Annotated in this window: 16 protein-coding genes; 2 read left to right on the forward strand and 14 right to left on the reverse strand. The window is 42.9% G+C overall.

All coding sequences use genetic code 11. The features are described from left to right. Positions 1 to 2: 2 nt before the first annotated feature. The 9 genes from AAE02nite_RS10050 to AAE02nite_RS10090 all read right to left on the reverse strand — a co-directional run bounded on the left by AAE02nite_RS10050 (position 3) and on the right by AAE02nite_RS10090 (position 8,586). Positions 3 to 665: an NAD-dependent epimerase/dehydratase family protein gene (locus tag AAE02nite_RS10050; RefSeq protein ID WP_146897591.1), complete on the reverse strand. Its 663-nt coding sequence runs from the start codon at positions 663 to 665 to the stop codon at positions 3 to 5. A gap of 330 nt (positions 666 to 995) precedes the next feature. Beyond that, positions 996 to 2,036 (reverse strand): LLM class flavin-dependent oxidoreductase, encoded by a 1,041-nt coding sequence (locus AAE02nite_RS10055; protein ID WP_146897592.1) that lies wholly within the window; start codon positions 2,034 to 2,036, stop codon positions 996 to 998. Positions 2,037 to 2,274: 238 nt separating this feature from the next. After that, positions 2,275 to 2,859 carry a DinB family protein gene (locus AAE02nite_RS10060; RefSeq protein WP_146897593.1) on the reverse strand — a complete coding sequence of 195 codons (585 nt, stop codon included), beginning with the start codon at positions 2,857 to 2,859 and terminating at the stop codon, positions 2,275 to 2,277. 1 nt (position 2,860) lies between these two features. Then, positions 2,861 to 3,280 carry a DUF4345 domain-containing protein gene (locus tag AAE02nite_RS10065; RefSeq protein ID WP_146897594.1) on the reverse strand — a complete coding sequence of 140 codons (420 nt, stop codon included), beginning with the start codon at positions 3,278 to 3,280 and terminating at the stop codon, positions 2,861 to 2,863. Between the two features lie 72 nt (positions 3,281 to 3,352). Then, positions 3,353 to 3,937, reverse strand: a complete 585-nt coding sequence (locus tag AAE02nite_RS10070) for a Crp/Fnr family transcriptional regulator (protein WP_146897595.1) — start codon at positions 3,935 to 3,937, stop codon at positions 3,353 to 3,355. Between the two features lie 447 nt (positions 3,938 to 4,384). After that, a complete protein-coding gene (locus tag AAE02nite_RS10075; protein WP_146897596.1) occupies positions 4,385 to 4,801 on the reverse strand; it encodes a response regulator in 417 nt (138 codons plus the stop codon). A gap of 3 nt (positions 4,802 to 4,804) precedes the next feature. Further along, positions 4,805 to 7,354, reverse strand: coding sequence for a PAS domain S-box protein (locus AAE02nite_RS10080; protein ID WP_146897597.1), 2,550 nt, complete (start codon positions 7,352 to 7,354; stop codon positions 4,805 to 4,807). Positions 7,355 to 7,684: 330 nt separating this feature from the next. Beyond that, a complete protein-coding gene (locus tag AAE02nite_RS10085; RefSeq protein ID WP_146897598.1) occupies positions 7,685 to 7,879 on the reverse strand; it encodes a hypothetical protein in 195 nt (64 codons plus the stop codon). A gap of 293 nt (positions 7,880 to 8,172) precedes the next feature. After that, a complete protein-coding gene (locus tag AAE02nite_RS10090; protein WP_246150925.1) occupies positions 8,173 to 8,586 on the reverse strand; it encodes an SRPBCC domain-containing protein in 414 nt (137 codons plus the stop codon). 515 nt (positions 8,587 to 9,101) lie between these two features. Between AAE02nite_RS10090 and AAE02nite_RS10095 the strand changes: the two genes are divergently transcribed. Then, on the forward strand, positions 9,102 to 9,455 hold the full coding sequence (locus AAE02nite_RS10095) for a hypothetical protein (protein WP_146897599.1): 354 nt from the start codon (positions 9,102 to 9,104) through the stop codon (positions 9,453 to 9,455). Positions 9,456 to 9,657: 202 nt separating this feature from the next. Here the strand turns inward: AAE02nite_RS10095 and gdhA are convergent, their stop codons facing one another. Then, positions 9,658 to 10,998: an NADP-specific glutamate dehydrogenase gene (gene gdhA, locus AAE02nite_RS10100; protein WP_146897600.1), complete on the reverse strand. Its 1,341-nt coding sequence runs from the start codon at positions 10,996 to 10,998 to the stop codon at positions 9,658 to 9,660. Between the two features lie 483 nt (positions 10,999 to 11,481). Between gdhA and AAE02nite_RS10105 the strand changes: the two genes are divergently transcribed. Beyond that, positions 11,482 to 12,096, forward strand: coding sequence for a pseudouridine synthase (locus AAE02nite_RS10105; protein WP_146897601.1), 615 nt, complete (start codon positions 11,482 to 11,484; stop codon positions 12,094 to 12,096). 28 nt (positions 12,097 to 12,124) lie between these two features. Here AAE02nite_RS10105 and AAE02nite_RS10110 read toward each other — a convergent pair whose 3' ends face one another. The 4 genes from AAE02nite_RS10110 to AAE02nite_RS10125 all read right to left on the reverse strand — a co-directional run bounded on the left by AAE02nite_RS10110 (position 12,125) and on the right by AAE02nite_RS10125 (position 15,216). Then, on the reverse strand, positions 12,125 to 13,045 hold the full coding sequence (locus AAE02nite_RS10110; protein WP_146897602.1) for a M90 family metallopeptidase: 921 nt from the start codon (positions 13,043 to 13,045) through the stop codon (positions 12,125 to 12,127). Between the two features lie 221 nt (positions 13,046 to 13,266). Next, positions 13,267 to 13,995 carry a BamJ family beta-barrel-assembly machinery protein gene (bamJ, locus tag AAE02nite_RS10115; protein WP_146897603.1) on the reverse strand — a complete coding sequence of 243 codons (729 nt, stop codon included), beginning with the start codon at positions 13,993 to 13,995 and terminating at the stop codon, positions 13,267 to 13,269. A 97-nt stretch (positions 13,996 to 14,092) separates the two neighbouring features. Beyond that, a complete protein-coding gene (locus AAE02nite_RS10120) occupies positions 14,093 to 14,512 on the reverse strand; it encodes a hypothetical protein (RefSeq protein WP_146897604.1) in 420 nt (139 codons plus the stop codon). Positions 14,513 to 14,712: 200 nt separating this feature from the next. Beyond that, positions 14,713 to 15,216 carry a DUF6265 family protein gene (locus AAE02nite_RS10125; protein WP_246150926.1) on the reverse strand — a complete coding sequence of 168 codons (504 nt, stop codon included), beginning with the start codon at positions 15,214 to 15,216 and terminating at the stop codon, positions 14,713 to 14,715. Positions 15,217 to 15,321 lie beyond the last annotated feature (105 nt).

Consider the following 15,321-nt stretch of genomic DNA (forward strand, 5'->3'; position numbering starts at 1 on the left):
TATTAAGTTTTAGCCAGCTTATTTATATCAGGTACTTCCAGTACGGACTTTTCGTACCCTTTTAAAACAACGTTTATCATAGCCCGGCTTACCTCTTGCAGCGTAGATGCATACTTGGGCAAAAAACGCCGTAACGCGGGGTAAAGCCACATGAAAGTAGCGTAATATTTTTTCGTGTTTTTTAGCCCCCGAATAGGGTGAATATAGGCCGGCCGGAACATATATGTTGCTTTAAAAGGTAATTGCCGAATATGGTTCTCGGTCTTGCCTTTAATCCGGGCCCACATGCTGCGGCCGTGCTCGGTGCTATCGGTGCCGGCACCTGATACGTAACAGAAAACCATATCGGGGTTTAACCCAGCCAATGTTTGGGCCACATGCAAGGTAAGGTCGTAGGTTAAGTGGTGGTATTCTGCTTCCTTCATGCCCACCGACGAAACCCCTAAGCAAAAAAAGCAGGCATTGTAATTTTGTAACTGTGCTTCTATTGGCGATAAATTCAGGAAGTCTGCGTGAATAATTTCTTTCAGTTTGGGGTGCTCCAGGCCAACGGGTTTTCGGTTGATAACCAGTACGTGTTCTACATCGGGATGCGCCAAGCATTCGTGTAAAACACCCTCTCCTACCATGCCGGTAGCACCCGTAATAATGGCCCTGATTTTCATAAATGTAAGATTAATGTATACCTAAACGAGATTAACTCAGTAAGGTGCAGGCAATCTTTAAAATATCAGCCGGGAATAAAAATATACTATTATTCTTCGAATAGTGGCCGCCGGCTTGCGGCAGCTTATAAGCTCTATTTACCTGGTAACTTGATGCTGATTTTCCACAGACTACAGCATATCGTTAATGGTTAAAGTTCTTTCAGAAACAATTTTAGGTTTTGCAGAATAAGGCCTTAAATAAAAGAGCAGTCCGGAAACTGCTGTTCCGGACTGCTCTGGCCAATAACCTGAAGATAAGCCTGGTTAAATAATCAGAATATGGGTGAATTAATTTACCAACTCGGCTTTCTTTTCCTGTTGCAGCGCGGCAACTAATTCATAAGATCGCACCCGGGCTGTGTGGTCATAAATATGAGAGCTGATCATCAATTCATCTACCTGGGTATCGTTCAGGAAAGTTTGCATTTTTTCTTTTACCGTAGCCGGGTCGCCAATAAACGAATACCGCAGCATCTGGTGCACCGAATAAGCTTCCGAAGCATCCCAGATCTCATTAATATCGGCTACCGGTGGCTGCAGCATTTTGGATTTGCCCCGGATAACATTTAAGAAAGAAGCATACAAGCTGGTAGCCAAATGGTGCGCTTCTTCGTCGGTATCGGCGGCTATGGCATTTACACACGCCATCGCATAAGGCTCTTGCAGGGTTTCGGAAGGAATAAAGCTATCGCGGTAAACCTGTAAGGCGGCCTGCAAATAAGTAGGCGCAAAATGACTGGCAAAAGCATAAGGTAAACCCAATATACCCGCCATTTGCGCCCCGAAAGTGCTGGAACCCAGTAACCAGACCGGAATATTTAAGCCTTCGCCGGGCACGGCGCGTACCGCCGCCGCACTGTTTTCCGCGGATAAATAAGTTCTTAGCTCAGCTACATTTTCCGGGAAATCGTTACCGGCATTGCGTAAATCGCGGCGCAGGGCCATAGCTGTTAGCTGGTCGGTGCCAGGAGCGCGGCCCAGGCCCAAATCAATCCGGTTGGGGTACAAAGAGGCCAGGGTACCAAATTGTTCGGCTATTACCAGCGGGGCATGGTTGGGCAGCATAATGCCACCGGAGCCTACCCGAATAGTAGAAGTGCCGCCGGCAATAAAGCCAATTAAAATAGAGGTAGCCGAGCTGGCAATTCCCGGCATGTTATGGTGTTCGGCCAGCCAATAACGCGTATACCCAAATTTCTCGGCGTGTTGCGCCAAATCTAAACTGTTCCGGAAAGAATCTGCGGCCGTTTTACCTTCCAGTATGGGTACCAAATCGAGCACCGATATGGGAATATCCGCCAAATTTTTTTGTTTTTTTATATTACGCATATGGGGTTATCAGTTAATGCTTCCGGGGTTAAACTTTTTTGTGGCCGGAAGATAATAGAAAACGAATACCCCCGGATTAAAGTTCGGTAAGCGCTAAAGCAAGGAAAGGTAGGCGGAGTAAAATATTTTATACGCTGGGCCAACCACCTGGTTTAAGGTAACTATTTAGTTGCCTCAACCCGGGTGGCTGGTCTCGTCATATTTAATATTAATAGGTGGTGCTTTCCAGTAGAATGGGTTAAACTTTTTCGGCGGTAACCGCAGTAGTAATTTCTACCAGGTTTCTTTTGGCTTGTAATAAGTGCCGTTCGTTGTGGGCAATCAGAAACTGCAGCACATCGCCTATGTTTAGTTTTATCCATTTCAGAATAGAGACCGGAATTTTAACTTTATTTAAATCGGCCTGTTGGGCTTTTTTCAGGTAAGTTAATAAAGTTTCCTGCTGCTGGATAAAGGTTGCTACTACTAAGTGAGCATCCAGGTCAGGAGCCGGCAGGTGTATTTTAGCAGCTTTCTGTTTTTTGGTGCCGGTTGTAGGGTCCATAAGCCGGGTAAAATAATTTCCCAGCCAGGAGCTTTTAAAAGTGCTGGTTAGCGGTTGTGTTGGGCTTTGGTTTAACCCCTTTTGGATGTAAGGTAAATAATAGTGGCCATAACTATTCAGGTGATCTAAACACTGGGCAATGCTCCAGCCGCCGTTAGCGGCCGGGTGCAGCAAAGTTTCTTCCCGGGTATTCTGAAAAACCCGAATGGCTTCCTCCAGATGAGTTTCCACTTTGTTTTCGAGCTGGTTTAAAAACTGCTCCTGGTTTACCGGTTTCATGTTAGTTTACAGTTTTAACGGTTACAGCGCTTTTACTAACCAAATACAGCACAAAAGCCACTAGGAAAAAAACAGATTCGGTAATTAGCCATTGCGTGCCAAATGCACCCAGCGGCCCTTCGGCAAAAATAGTGATTAGCCGCGAAGCCGCGTAAAAGCCCCAGAGCAGGCATAAAAATGCCAAGCCTTTCCGGAAGTTTTGCCGCAGCATATAAATTAAGGTAATAAACAAGGTTAATCCTACCCCACCGTATACGCCCCGGATAGAACTAAAGGCATCTGTGTTATTTAACTGCACGGCCACCAAATCCATTACCGATTGCGGATTGGCAAAAGCCATTAAACTTACCGATAACAAACTAACGGCCGATAATAAAATAAAGCCCTGTGAGACTAAGCGTAAAGTTTTTTGTGTTTTCATGTTGCTTTAGATTTAAGTACAACACAAAGGTGGGGCCTGGCCCAAATATTATTCTTGGTAATTACCAAGATTTTAGAGCTTTACCTTATTAATTAACTTACTGAAATTAGTAGCCTCGATACCTAAATAATTAGCTAAATATTTGTGCGGCACCAGTTGCAGAATATGCGGGCTGCGCTGCAACAACTTCCGGAACTTCTCTTCCGAGGAGTAACACTGCAGTTCCACGAGTCTTTCCAGCAAACCAGACAATGAATGCGTAATACCTATCCGTACCATAGTTTCGATTATAGGATGGGTATGCATTACTCCTTGCAGGTCGGGGAAAGCTGCCCGCAGAAATATAGAGGGTGTAAGGGTTTCGAAATAGTACCGCGAGGGCTGTTGCAGCAGCAGTGCATCGAGCACGCCTCCAAATGAAGGTGCATAGCTAAAAACCAGCGTTGCTTCCCGGTTTTGGTCATCAAAGTAATATACCCGTTGTACGCCTTCGGCCACAAAGTACAGGTACTTTTCTTTCTCTCCGACCGATGTAATAATTTCTTTGCGTTTAGCCCGAAATGGCTGCCAAATTTGCTTAAACGCCGCCCAGTCTGCTTCCGGTACAGGATGGATAGCATTCACCAATATTTTCAGAGCATCAATAACTTCCGGCATAGCTGCAATTATAAGCGATATTCAGTAATAAATATTCTTATTAAGAAGGGTTAAAGTCGATTGGGCGTCTGCTTACGCAAGCGTTAAGTTAAATAAATTATGGTTTTGCTAATAACCCGGCCTGATTGGCGGGGTAAGTTTTGCTGTTGGATGTAATGGTTTATTTCTAAATAAAATTTGCTGTTCAGTCCTGGCTGTGTCAGGATTAATGGGGCAACAAACTTTAAATATGGTTATGTAAGAAACTGTCTTCTAGCTAAAAGATATCAGGATACAAAGTCCCGCCTTCGGCAGATGATTATGCCAGCGCATTTAGGAAAAAGAAATAATTAAAAGGTAAATAATTACGCTATAGGGTTGCTTAATAAAACTAGGAAACTGAATAATAGAAATAAGGCCTGCTTAAATGAGAGTAGAATAAGCAGTAGAAGTACTAATGTTTCGGCGTTACCCGGCTGTAAATTTTTCTAATCCGGCCTGTTCTTCTATTTGCGCAATAATAGCCTTGATATTAGCCTGATCGATGGTTTTGTGGATGAAACCCGAAACTATCTCGAACTCTTCTGATCTAGCCATATCAGCCAGATCCAGTGAAGAAGTAAGGATGTGAATCTGACATTTGTCTAATAATCTATTTTTGTAAGGGGCCAGTGCCTCCAGAAATTGCCAGCCGCTCATGCCCGGCATGTTTAAATCCAGAAAAATAATATCGGGAATATTTTCAGGCTTGGCCTGTAATATAGTAGTAAGGGCTTCCTGGGCCGAAAGAAAAGAAAAAATATCCCCCGGCGTTCCTGCTTCTCTTAGCGCATGCTTAGTCAGATAAATACTGATATAATCATCGTCAATAATAAAGGTTTTCATATTTTATTCATTTAAATAAATCGTAAAAGTGGTGCCAACATCTACCTGACTCGCTACTGCAATTCTTCCGGCCATGGCCTCGACGTGCGATTTAACGAGAAACAAACCCAGGCCTTTGCCTTCTCTGTTTTCGTGAAACCTTTTATAGAGTTTAAAAATATTATCTCCTGCTTTCTTCGTGTCGAAACCGGATCCATTATCAGAAATTTGGATGATGGTTGCGCCCTGGGCATTTACCGAAGCCTGTATTTTAATCTGGAGCGTACGCGTTGCGGCGCGATATTTTATGGCGTTGGAAAGCAGGTTATAGAAAATACTATAAATATACGCCCGATTGGCCTGCACTTGGTGCGCCTCTGGTATAGCCAGGTTAATTAAACCATGGCATTGGCGCAAAGGCTGCTGCAAATCTTCCAGGGCTTGCCGGCATACAGCTGCCAGATTTAAGCTTTCTTTTTCTATTACATCTTTTCTATCCCGAACCGATAATATCAGGTTTATGTCTTTCAGAACATCATCCAGCCGGAAGATGCTTTCCTGCAAATAATTTAAAGAAGTATCGAATTCAGTTGATTCTTTTTCTATACCCGTTAGTATTTTCGAGAGCCCTAAAGCATTGGCTACGGGGGCGCGCAGGTTGTGCGATATAATATAAGTAAACTGTTGCAGATCCCGGTTTTGCTGGTACAGATCCCGGCTCATTTTTACCAGGTTGGCTTCTGCCTCTTTCTGGGCGGTAATATCTTTATGAATGGCAATGTACTGGGTTATATTGCCAGCCTCGTCAAAAACCGGGCTGATATCCATAGAAACCCAGAAAGGCTCTCCCGTTTTTTTGTAATTGAGAAGAGTGGAATTAAATGGAACGCCAGCCTTGAGTTTCTCCTGTATTCTCCGGAGTTCTTCTGTGTCGGTTTCGGTACCACGCAGCAGGTCTCCGGGTTTTCTGCCGATTAGTTCGCTTAGGGTGTAGCCGGTATTACGGGTAAAACCTTCATTTACCCATTCCGCTCGCCCGGCCGCATCTGTAATAATGGTACTGTTAAAGGTTTTATTGGCTATCAACGACAGCTTTTCCAGTTCCTTTCTGGCAACTATCTTTTCGGTAATATCATTAAAATAAATTGATAAACCTTCTTCGGAAGGATAAGCTTTTACTTCCAGGCAAATATTACACTTCTGCAGGTAAGCTTCAAAATGAACGGATTTACCGGTTGCAATTGCCTGGTGGTATTGCTGATAAAATATTCCCTGTACCTCTTCCGGATATACTGCCCAAATATTCTTGCTCAGGTATTCGTGCCGCTTTATTTGCAGCACCCGGTCAAATTCACTGTTGGTGTAGGTAAAGTTCCAGTCTTTATCTAAGGTACAAAAAGCATCCGTAATACTTTCAAAAATAGTGTTTAGCCTTTGGGCGTGCTGTTCTATAATTCTGTGCGCTTGGGTAACTTCCGTAATATCTTTAATTACCACGTGCAGGGCCTCTACGCTGCTGCCTGCTACCAGCGGTACTTTTACGATGCTCAGTACTTTTGGGCCCAGATTTTCGAGATTTATGTCTATATCAAAGCAAACCTTTTTGCCCGAAAAGGCTTCCTCGTGTTTTTGTTTGATTAGGGGCAGTACTTCGGGCGGCAGGAAATCATATAAAGAATAATTTACAACCTCCTCTTTTTGCTTATTGGCAAAAGAAAGGAATGCTGGATTTGCATCCAGTATAATGCCGGCTTCATTCAGAAAGAATACGATATCCGGGTTATTTTCGAACAAACTACGAAACCGTTGCTCGCTTTGCTCTAGTTTTAGCTGCGCCTCTTTCCGCTCGGTTATGTCGCGGGTACTAATAAATATTGCCCGAATAGCAGGGTTATGCAATTGGTTACTGATAGTGGTTTCTACCCACCGGTACTGCCCGCCGGCTGTTTTTATGCGAAAATCGCTGATTTTAGCGGCCGCCTGCGTTCTTTTAATGGATGTAAATATTTCCTGAACTTTAGATAAATCTGCAGGATGAATAAGTTGGAAGGAATTAAGGCCGATGAACTGTTCTGGTTGGTAGCCTAAATTTTCTACAGCGGTGCCGTCTACGTAAAGGTAATGGCCGTTTTCATCCAGCAAAGCCAGCATATCTGCTCCGTGGGCCAGTGTTAAATGGAGCAGTTCTTTTCGCTGGGGTAATTCTTCGGCGGCCGCTCTCTGGCAACTGGTGTCGCGTGCTATACAGAAATAAAGCGCCTCCACTTCCGACCACACTACCGACCAAAGCAAAGTTACCTTTTGCCCGTTTTTATGAAGGTAACAGCCTTCAAAACTGGTAGTTGATTTTACGGTATTTATAAATGGTGGAGTTTCTAAAATTTTTCCAGGATCGTCAGGATGTATAAAATTCCTGACGAACTGCCCTTCCATCTCTTCGCGCCCATAGTCAAGCAACTGGCTAAAACCCGCACTCACCTGAATAAATCTTGCTGCTACATCGATGGTACAAATCATATCCATCGAGTATGTCATTACATGGTTTAATATCCGGTTCCCATTACTATCCTGCATTCTAAACCATTGTTTTCTAAAATCCTTGACTAATCTTTACTAATTAATTTTTAGGATCAAAGATATATAAATCAATCCTCCGCCAAATCTAGGAGTATGATCTTAATAAAGATGTTTCGCAGAGTAGTTTTTCAAGCATTTTTTCAAAGAAGAACAAACAAGAAAACTCGTTTCGAACATCTGAAAAGAAAGCATTTACTACTAGCTGTATAATTTCTTGCCGCCGGAATATATTTTTCGGGGTAAAGTTAAAAATGTGCTATGCTATCGGAGTAAATATATGTTATAATTAATATTTTTAAAGTTATATAATTGATTGTATTATACCTGCTACCCTTCGGATACTTCGTAAATAGCAATCGTGTTCTTCTTAGGGTTAATTTGGCCGTGCGATCTTTCTTTCTTCCAGTAAATTTGGCGTCCAAAACGGTTTTCGAGCGGTGGTAGCCGGTGGTAACCGCCTCTTTTATTAGCAGCGCAAGAAGATAAAATAATTAGGATGAGAAAAGGGACTAAATTTTTCATATAAAATTAAGCTAACTGTTTTTCATTGTTATTGAATTAGTACAAAATTAACAGAGCTATTACAACTTCCAAAAATAATTCTTAAAATATTGAAAAATTACAATATTTACTTTTTTTTACCTTATAGAAGTTGTTGTATATATTGAAAATATAGTTCTAGCGCTTCAACGGTATCGAAAAAGAGTAAGGGAGGCGCAACTTGTAGGCCCGGGAAACTGAGAAGAATGGACGTGAAGTGTAAGGGTGCGTTAAGCCTTTGGAATAGAAGAACGTTACTGTTAATCCGATGATACTTATTCTTCTTCGTAAAAAGCAATCAGGTTACCAAAGTAAACCTTTTCCCAGCCTTCGGTAATATCCGGAAAAGCTTCGTCGGGAATATTCGTATGTCTTAGTTCGGCGGAGGTACCGTTTTTGTGGGGGTGCAGTTTAATGGTAACTACGGAAGGCTCTTCTTGTTCCCCGAAATACCACTCCTGTACTATTTTGTTGTTTTCTTCAAACGCCAGGTTTTTGCCCGCTATGCTTCCATCAAATAACTGAAATTCCGAATCAGGCTCGGTACTCATTTCGGCAGTTTCGCCAGACCAAAGCTGTATAGTGGCCGGATTGGTTAAAGCTAAGTAAACCTCCGCCGGATCTGCTGGTATGATGAAATATTTTTTGTAATCTTTCATGGTATGGCCTTTACGTGGAAGTTGCTGCAAAGTAAATAATTTTCTCTAGCTTTTATCCGCCGTAAATTAAAGTAAAATCAATGATAGGGAATAGCCATATTCTGAGGATATAAGCTTAAAGGCTAAATGTTATACTCTTTTAACTAATTTTTAGCATAAGAATTTGGCTATTCAATGAAAGTATAGATTATATGTTACCTAAGAAATTAAATTTAGAGAACTTCTTTTCTAATAACAGAGGTTAATAAGGATAAATGTCCTTAAATTTGTTTTTTTATGTTAAATAATAATGGCGTCTAGGTTTTTTTGGTAGAAATTAGAACTAGAAGCGAGAATTTTAGTTATTTTCTAATGTATATTGCTAAACCAATAGGCTAAAAAGAAAAATATTTGTAATATTATTTTAGAACGTTAGTAGTCTGTAGGTGGTTATACCGTCATCGTGTTCTTGCTCTTTAAATTTAAGAATTTTTCAAATGAAAAATATTTCATCCCTTTTGCTAGTGGCAGGGTTACTGGTTTTTACTAATTGCCGGCCCGAAAAAATGAATACAGTTGTATCTCCTCCTGCTAATAATCCGGTAACTACCCAGGCTCCGGTAAATAATGGTGGCGACCAGGTGCAATTAGCAACGCCGCAAGGACAGACCGGAACACCGGTAAACCCGGTCGGGTTAAATCCTGCCCATGGTTTGCCCGGTCACCGCTGCGATATTCCGGTTGGTGCGCGTTTAGATTCGCCGCCGCAAAGTACCCCAGCGGCAGCGCCCCGGTTACCAGCACCCACTTTGCCTTTACCCTCGGCACCCGGTGTAGTAGCGGCCGGTACCAATCCGCCGCACGGACAGCCCGGTCATGATTGTGCCATACCAGTTGGTGCCCCACTTAAGAAATTATAATCTAATTTTAAAGAAGCGAAAGTATAGGTTATGAACAAAAGAAGCCGCTGCAGCGGCTTCTTTTGTTCATAACTGTTTTTGCGAAACACTTACTTGATCTTTTCCCGAAATAAATGAGCAGTAGAATATAAAAGCAAGTCTGAGAGTTTAATAGAAACAACCTTTTAATGAACAGGGCCAATATATCAACTTAGAGGTACTGTTATACCACACCTTGTGCCAGCATGGCATCGGCTACTTTAACAAAGCCGCCAATATTCGCTCCCTTTTCGTAGTTAATGTAACCATCCTTTTCGGTGCCGTATTTTACACAAATGCTGTGGATGTCCTTCATAATGTCCCGCAGACGGTTATTTACTTCATTCCGGCTCCAGGAAATACGGAGGGAATTTTGTGACATTTCGAGGCCCGATACGGCTACCCCACCGGCATTAGAAGCTTTACCCGGTGCATATAATATTTTAGCCTCGGTAAAAACATGAATGGCTTCCGGGGTGCTGGGCATATTAGCGCCTTCGGCCACACAAATACAGCCATTCCGTACCAGGGTACGGGCGTCTTCTTCGTCCAGCTCGTTTTGAGTAGCATTCGGGAAAGCAATATCGCCTTTAATTTTCCAGGGCCGTTCGCCGGCAAAAAATTCGCAATTGTATTTATCGGCGTATTCTTTTATACGTCCGCGTTGTTCGTTTTTCAGGTCCATGATAAAGGCCAGTTTCTCCTTGTCGAAACCGGCCGGATCGTAAATAAAGCCTTCTGAATCGGAAAGCGTAACTACTTTGGCGCCCGCCTGAATGCATCTTTCTACCGTATACTGGGCCACATTGCCGGAGCCCGAAACCAATACGGTTTTGCCTTTTAACGATTCGCCCCGGGTTTCCAGCATATCTTCGGCAAAATAGACCACCCCGTAACCGGTAGCCTCCGGCCGGATAGCACTGCCGCCCCAACTGGTTCCTTTACCGGTAAGTACGCCCGTAAATTCGCCTTTAATGCGTTTATACTGGCCAAACAGGAACCCAACTTCCCGGCCACCCACACCAATATCGCCGGCCGGAACATCTATATCGGCCCCAACGTGCCGGTATAACTCAGTCATAAAGCTTTGGCAGAATTTCATGATTTCACTATCGGATTTACCTTTGGGATCGAAGTCGGAGCCGCCTTTACCACCGCCCATGGGCAAACCCGTCAGGCTGTTTTTAAATACCTGCTCAAAGGCTAAAAATTTAAGAATGCTCAGGTTTACGGAAGGATGAAAGCGGAGCCCGCCTTTGTAAGGACCAATGGCGCTGTTCATCTGCACCCGGAAACCCCGGTTAACTTCGACCTCGCCCCGGTCATTGAGCCACGGCACCCGAAACATCAGCACCCGTTCCGGCTCCACCATACGTTCCAGAATCCTGGCTTTTCTATACCTTGGTGTTTTCTCTATAAACGGAATAATTGTTTCGGCCACTTCCTGTACTGCCTGCAAAAACTCCGGCTCATGCGGATTGCGGGCTGTTACTTGATCCAGGAACTCTTTTACCAGTGCATCCATGTAGATTTATTTACTTTGTTTATTTATTAGGGACTTGCAAAATTTTTTCTGCAATGCAGTTTTAATCTATGTATTAACGCGAATGTTTTACCTAAAAAATATTATCTCAGAAAAACAACTTTTTGGTAATAGCCGGCTCGAAAAGATAATATTTAAGAACTTGGAAAAACAAGTAAGTAGACGATTTTAAGTTGTAAGTTAATAATGTCTTGGTTATTAAACATTTACATGAATAATGTTGTAATTTAATTTTGTTTTCCGGTACATAACTTAAAAAATTGATGTATCAGGTTGCCGTTGCTCGAAGATTCGAAAGCTATTATCGTCCAAATATATAGCAGTCAAACATAATTCGCACGATAAAATTAAAGTAGTCTGATAACACCAATTATCTTTGCCAACAATAAAAATTTCATCCAAAGCCGGTAATCAGTAAATGCTTTTCTGAAAAATCGGCTTAAAGTTAAGCAATTTATTATTTGTATGCAGCAGCGTTATTTTGTTATGTACAAGCCTTATGGGTATTTGAGCCAGTTTGTAGGCGAAGCAAAAAAGAAAAAGCGATTGGGCGAGTTATATAATTTTCCGGTGGGTACTATGGCCGTTGGGCGGCTAGACGAAGACAGTGAAGGCTTGTTATTGCTTACTACCGATGGCAAAATGAGCCAATATATTAGCAGCTCCGGAACGGAAAAAGAATATTATGCCCAAGTAGACGGCCTGATAACCGAAGAAGCGGTGGCGCAATTACAGCAAGGTGTAAAAATTGGTCTGCAAGGCGAGGGTTATACGACCAAACCGTGTGTTGCTTTCAGGCTGGTTATAGCGCCGGATTTGCCGCTACGGGCCCGCAAAATTCGCGATGAGCGCCACGGACCCACCAGTTGGGTTTCTATTACCCTTACCGAAGGTAAAAACCGGCAGGTCCGGAAAATGACGGCGGCCGTTGGTTTTCCTACTTTACGTCTGGTACGGGTGCGGGTAGGTAATCTGGCGCTACATAACTTGCAGCCCGGCGAAGTAAAAGAAGTAACTGATTTTATAAAGGGGACGCCAGTTTATGCCGAAGTAAATGCTGGTTTAGAAAATGAAACTTGATTTTTAAGCCATAAATTGCTTCATTAATTTAGCGGCTACGTTCCGGGTCCTGCTGAAAAATAGTGGACAGCAAACGATAAAGTTCCGGGTGGTTCTGGTTCAGCTTTTCGGGATTATCGAAGAAATATTCGCTTACCACCGCCAGGAATTCAGCGTTGTTGGTTAAACCGTAGGGGTTGATATCAGACTGGCCTTTCTTAATTTTTTTTACTTCTGTTTTAAGTACCTGTAGCCACGGAATGGCATAAGCATTATTTAAAAATATTTCGGGCAGGCCGTCTATTGCGCCATCGGCTTTATCGAGTAAATGCACAAACTCATGAATGCCCACGTTGCCGTTGTCTTGCCCTTGAAAACCAGCCAGCAGATTAGGTTTAGAGAGCAGCAGCGTATTGTTCAGGTACATATTCCCCACCATACCGGCAATAATCCGCTCCTGCCCTTCCGTATGATCCGTCCGGAATTTCTCGTCGAAAGCGTTGGGGTAAATTAATACTTGCTTCAGATTGGGGTACTCGAAAAACGGGAAGGCAAAAGTAGGAATAATAGCACTGGCTGCCACCAGCAACCGAACCGTATCGTCCAGGTCGGTATCAATGCCTTCAATCTTTTTCTCGGCCAGGAAAAAATGTACCCGCTGGTTAAATATTTTTTTATCGGCAGGGTTGAGATTGGCGTAGAAAACCGAGTTGTTTTCCAGTATATTTTGCCAGGTTTCCGGGAAACTAATATTTAGTAACTGCAGCCGTTGGTGATATTTTTTGGTATAACGCCGGTGTAATATAATAATGAGTAAAAAGCAAATACCTCCCAGAATAATTACCGGTAGGGGGTTGCTGTAAAACCAGAGTATAGCACAAAATATAACCACCCCGGCCGCGTATATAAGACCCTGGTTCCGACTTTTGTTTACCAGCCGTTGGTAATACGTTTTAAAATCTGCTTCCATTTTAATCAGCCTCTTAAGGCATTGATCTTAACTATACGCTTATGGGTAAGAAACAAGCTACAAATTTCGGACTTGCTGATAATCTGCCTTGGCCTTGTAATGCTATTGGCTAAAAGAAAAACCTCACAGGTCTTAAAAACTTGTGAGGTTTGCTTAATAATATTGCTTTCATTCAAGCTCTCAAATATTTGAGACGCTATGCTAAAATCTTTTACAGATTTTTATTTCTTTATCTCCAGTAGCTCTACATCAAATACCAAGGTAGCGCCACCCGGAATATCGCGCCCGGCGCCCATATCGCCGTAGCCTTGTTCCGAAGGTATGTACAAGCGCCATTTACTGCCGGCAGGCATCAATTGCAGGGCCTCGGTCCAGCCGGAAATTACGCCGGCTACCGGAATAGTAAGCGGTTGGCCGCGCTTGAAAGATGAGTCGAATTCTTTTCCGTTAAGTAATTTGCCCGCGTAATGTACCACTACCGTATCGGAACTGGTCGGTTTTGCGCCTTGGCCGGCGGTTAAAACCTCATATTGCAAACCGCTGGCCGTTTCGGTTATGCCAGCTTTCTTTTTGTTTTGCAACAAGAACTGGCGGCCTTTTTCTTTCTCAGCGGCAGCTTTCTTCGTAACACTGGTGCGGGCAAAACGCTCCATTACACCATTAGCGGCTTGCATATCAAAAGAGGTAGATTTTTCTCCTAGGGTTTGCTCTATGGCTTTGTTTAATAAAGCGTAATTCAGGTTTTCTACGCCCTGAGCTTTTAAAAACTGCCCAGCCGAGAGGCCCATGGCATAACTAAGGCTGTCGTTTAGGTTTTTGAAAGAAGTGGCGGCCGGGTTTGCTGTTTTAGCAGGTGTAGCTGGTTTCTTGGCCGGAACGGGTTTTTTGGTTTGGGCTTGCGCCGCCAGGCTGCCAACCACCAGCCATAACAAGAATAACTTTTTAAACATATTTAATTTATCTGATTTACTTTGCTTTTGGGTGTTTTAACCCGGCGCTTACAAATTTAGTTCGGATATGGGTGGTTGTTGCGAGGGTACAAGCATTTTATTTTAATTGGAGCCAGGTAAGGGCTTGCTCCATATCGGTAAATGTTTTCATTTGGAAAGCTGTAACAACTTGCTCCTGCATGGTTTTGGCTAAGTTTTCCCGGTCGGTATTGCCGGTGCGTAGGCGCGCTAACTTTTGGAGCCGGGTAGACTCTAATTCCCGTATGTATTCGGCCATAATAGTAGCGTAGCGTTCAGTTTCTATTTGTATGACTCTTTTCCGCGAATCCATGAGCAGGTTTTTTACATCGTAGTGCCGGATGTATTTGGCAATGGTGCTTAACGCTTCTTGTACTTCCAGGGTATAAAATTCGTAGCTGGCCGATAAATCAGCAATTAAAATATCGGTGGCGGGCGAGTAATCGAGCCGTATTAAAGGGCTGTTGAACAAAATCATGATAGAGACTAAGGCTAACAAAAATAGGTGTTTTATTTATTCACAACAAGCTAAATATAGTTGAAAATTGTAATTTTTGGGTATGAATGGAAGTGGAATTTAGCTCTACTGGTAATGAGCGCCTTTTTGCTTCGTAGCAAATATAAATTTAAATAAAATTGCCCGGACTTTTGTGCTAAGCCCGGGCAATTAAGAATATTTCTGGTTAGATTGGGTTGTAATTATTTTACCCGGTTAAATACAAATAAGTCTTTATACACCCATTTGTTATCTTGCTGGTTGCCGCGGGCAATTACAAACTGGTTATCAGAGCGTTTTTCGTAGAGAATGCGTAGCGCTTCACCTTCTTTCTGGAAAACAGCCCGGTTCTTGCTGGCTTCAATAAAATTATAACGGTCTTGCTTCTCTTTTTCCTCCTGCCCAATCAAACCGGGACTAAAGTGTTTTACCAAAGAAACCAGCCCCTGTGGCCCTTGTTCGTAAGCTAATATTTCGTACATGCTGGCTTTGTTGCCTTTCATCATGCGCATCATGCCTACCATGTTGTCGCCGTTGGCAGCCATCCAGTAGCCCTCTACATCCCGGCCATCGTTGGTAGCTTTCCAGTGGCCTTGTATAAAACTTACATCGGCCAGCGTACCGCCTTTCGGTGTTGTTTGGGCATTGGCCGGTGATAGCAGATTCAGGATTAGCAGCAACAAGGGCATGAGCATCATATTTTTCATAGAAGCAAATTTTTTAGTTATAGTCCGGTTTTCAAGGTATAAAATATTTCTTTACCTAGTATCGGGTAAACGTAAAAAATACCCTATGAATAAAGCTCCTAGGAG

Source organism: Adhaeribacter aerolatus (assembly GCF_007991635.1).
Lineage (GTDB): Bacteria > Bacteroidota > Bacteroidia > Cytophagales > Hymenobacteraceae > Adhaeribacter > Adhaeribacter aerolatus.